We start from the raw sequence: 3,741 nt of genomic DNA on the forward strand, positions 1-3,741 counted from the left end.
TTTGCAAAATAATTCGTAATTCGTAACTTTTAATTTTTAATTTAAAAATGCTTCTCTGTGCTTTCTTTGGTTGCTTAAATCCCGGTTAAAATGTTTTTCGTTGCTGCTTTGCTGCCTTTTGATTTAAAATATCACCCTTCCCGGAGCACAAAATGTAAAATTTCTGGTATTCTCTGTTAAGATTGCCTAAATTAATAATAAGAAAACATTCACGAAGCGACTGCCGTGGGGGGCAGTGCCATGAAAAAATTTTTGGACAAATTAAATTCCATTGACCAGCTCTTTGCTCTTTTACGTATTTTAGTCCTGATTGGCGGTCTGATCTGGATTTTGATCGCTCATCTTCCGCAAACGCACCGCTATTTCTTATTTTACAACTTTTTATTCTTCCTGTTCTACAGCATTTTGCTCTACATTTACATCTATTTTAAACCGCAAAAAATCCGCCAGACCTATCTGGTAGCCCTGGTTCTGGACCTGCTGTTCCTCTTCAATTTGACACGCTACACCGGAGGTTTCCAGAGCGATTTTATTCTGGGATTTTTCCTGTTAGTGGCCCTGCATTCCTTCTATTTTGGTCTGCGCCTCGGACTGATAGTAGCCACGGCCTCCACCGTTCTGTACTTAATCAGCGCACATCCGCAAATCACACCAGAAAATGCCATGAATCTTATTTTAAGGATCGCTTTCTTTTATCTGGTTGCGGTTTCACTCGGATTACTCTCCCGAAAGGAGGCCCGTGACCGGCAACAAATCGAACAGTTGTACCAGGATCTGCAAAAACACAAAGCCGAGCTGGAGCAGGAACGGAATAAACTTTCCAAGATTTTGATGGGCATCGACGCCGGACTGGTATTGTTGAACAGGGAACAGCACATTGTGTGGGTCAATCGCGTGGTGGAAGAATGGTTTGGCCCCTTAAGCGCATTAAAAGACCAATTTTGCAGTAAGGCGCTGTGGCACAATGAGTTGGTCTGTCAGGACTGCCCCACCGAGCGCTCCCTTAAAAGCGGAAAGATCGAAAGCAAAGAGATCGAATTTAAGGCTGACGATCATCAGTTGAAATTTTTTCGCGTCACGTCCGCTCCGCTCTTTAATGAACAGGGACAAATTGAGCAGGTGCTGGAATTGATTCAGGACATCACACACGAAAAGGAATTGAATTTACAGATGATTCACAAGAGTAAATTAGCGGCCATCGGAGAATTGGCCAGCAGCATCGCGCACGAAATAAACAATCCGCTTAGCTCCATTGCCGTTTGCATTCAACAGATCAAAGACGTGCTGGGCCCAGAGGATCGGGCACAGAACGAACCTAGCAATATTGCATTGTGTCTGGAAAGTATGAAAAATGAGATTCAACGCTGCAAAAAGATCACCACAGGTCTGCTGGACATCTCCCGCAAATCGAGCCACCGCAAGGTTTCCTTAAACATCAATCAAATTTTGCTGAACGTTTTAACCCTGGTGCGCTACAAAGCCGAAAAAGAGCATAAAACCATTGAACTGCAATTGCATCAGAACCTGCCAGAAATTGTGGGCGAAGCGGATGAGCTGGCCCAGGTGTTCATTAACCTCATCTTAAATGCCCTGGAATTTACGCCAACCGGCAAAAAAATATTGATTGAGAGCGGCTGTGAAAATGATAAGTGGATTTTCGTAAAAATTAAAGATCAGGGGTATGGCATTCCCATTCAGAATATTAACAAAATTTTCGATCCTTTTTTTACCACCAAACCGCCCGGCGCCGGCACGGGCCTGGGACTGGCTATCAGTAAACGCATTGTCAATTCTCATGATGGCCAAATTAAAGTCGAAAGTAAACTGCACCAGGGAACGACCTTTACCGTACTTTTACCCGTGGTTGAAATAGAAACGTAAAGGGGCGCCTATGAATGTCTTGATCGTAGATGATGAAAAATCTTTCCGCCTGCACCTCAGGCACGTGTTTGAACGCAAAGGGTACAGCGTTGCAGAAGCCGGCAGCGGATTGGAGGCCATCGAAAAAGCCAAACAAGCCCTATTCGATGTCATCTTACTGGACATCATCCTGCCCGATATTGACGGCATTGAGGTTCTGAAACAACTGCATTTTATTTCGCCCTTTACACAGGTGATCATGATGACCGGCAATGCAACCGTGGAAAACGCCATTGCCTCCATGAAATTAGGCGCTTACGATTATCTGGTAAAACCATTTGATTTCGAAGAACTCTCCATTTTAGTCAATCGCGCCTTTGAACTGGTACGTTTAAAACGAGAACGCGAAGCGGCCGAGCATGAAAAATCTTTTAAAAGCCGCTTTGAAGAATTCATCGGTCAAAGCCAGCACACCAGACAGGTATTGCAACTGATCGATCGCGTGGCGCCTACCAATTCCACTGTTTTAATAACCGGCGAAACCGGAACGGGAAAAGAACTGGTGGCCAGAGCCATCTATCGTAAAAGTACGCGTAATGACAAGCCGTTTATTGTCATCAATTGCAGCGCCATGCAGGACACCCTGCTGGAGAGCGAGCTTTTTGGCTATGTTAAAGGCGCTTTTACAGGAGCGGTTAAAAATAAGAGCGGGCTGATCGAAGTGGTCAATTCCGGCACCCTGTTTCTGGATGAAATTGGCGATGTCAGTCCGGAGTTTCAAACGCGACTGCTTCGTTTTCTGGAAAGCGGAGAATATCGCCCTCTGGGAAGCACGCACACCTACCGCAGCGATGTACGCGTAATTGCAGCCACCAATCGCGATTTAAAGACCCTGATGAAAAGCGGCCAATTTCGGGAAGACCTGTACTACCGCTTAAATGTCTTTAACATCCATCTCCTGCCCTTGCGCCAACGGCCGGAAGATATTCCCGTACTGGTTGAACACTTTTTGAGCAAAACTTGTTTTGCGCTTAAAAAATGTGTTAAAGGATGCAGCCCGCAGGCCATGGAAGTATTACAAAACTATCATTGGCCGGGCAATGTGCGGGAACTGGAAAATGTACTGGAACGCGCTGTCATTTTAAGTGACGGAAAGGAAATTAAGGTGGAAGACCTGCCCTCCGATATTCGCGAGAGTCAGGTCAATACGGCATCGGAGCATTCGCTAAAACTGCAAGACATGGAGCGTGAGCATATTTTACGCGTACTGCAACAGACGAAAGGCAATAAAACCAGAGCTGCCCAACTGCTGGGCATCAGCAAAAAAAGTTTGTACCATAAGTTGCACAAATACGATTTGCTCAGCTGATCTGACTGCTATCTTTGAAAGCATTACCGCTTTGTAGGGTGGAATTTTTTAACTGAATCGGAAAAGAAAATGTTGATTGGTAGAATCGTTCACCGGCGAATATCTGCTGAGAAGTAGCTCTCACCTTTCGGTTCTCTCTCGCAAAGCCTGAGCGAGTTTAGCCCTCACGCCCTAACCCCCTCTCCCGAAAATCGGAAGAGTTTTGCCCTCTCCCCCTAACCCCCGCTCCCAAAAATTGGGATAAGGGGAAATTCAGCCTGGCAGTGTAGGGCTCGAGCTGAAGCTCGAGTTACGTTACGCTTGCGAATGGTCTGCCAGTGGAAGGGGTTCTTCTTCCGCTGAAGCGGGGTCAGAATAACACATCGGCACGAGCACTCCCCCAGCATGTTCTTAAGCCGGCCCAGGGCAACAATCAGCATGAACGTTCATCTTTCAAGGCCTGGACAAAGCGCTCGGTTAAAACCCAGGGACGCGTTATCGCCGTACCGACCACCACAGCAAATGCGCCTAAA

Annotated in this window: 2 protein-coding genes; both read left to right on the plus strand. The window is 46.2% G+C overall.

The window, feature by feature from the left end; translation table 11 throughout:
- Positions 1 to 240: 240 nt before the first annotated feature.
- Positions 241 to 1,881 carry an ATP-binding protein gene (locus tag ACWB0I_RS15310; protein WP_479388946.1) on the plus strand — a complete coding sequence of 547 codons (1,641 nt, stop codon included), beginning with the start codon at positions 241 to 243 and terminating at the stop codon, positions 1,879 to 1,881.
- 10 nt (positions 1,882 to 1,891) lie between these two features.
- A complete protein-coding gene (locus tag ACWB0I_RS15315; protein WP_479388947.1) occupies positions 1,892 to 3,229 on the plus strand; it encodes a sigma-54-dependent transcriptional regulator in 1,338 nt (445 codons plus the stop codon).
- The last annotated feature ends 512 nt before the right edge of the window (positions 3,230 to 3,741 follow it).

This window comes from Caldithrix sp. (assembly GCF_056497305.1).

Excerpts from the sequence above, each read along its gene's own strand:
- ACWB0I_RS15310 (WP_479388946.1), top strand. The coding sequence starts at position 241 with ATGAAAAAATTTTTGGACAAATTAAATTCCATTGACCAGCTCTTTGCT.
- ACWB0I_RS15315 (WP_479388947.1), top strand. The coding sequence starts at position 1,892 with ATGAATGTCTTGATCGTAGATGATGAAAAATCTTTCCGCCTGCACCTC.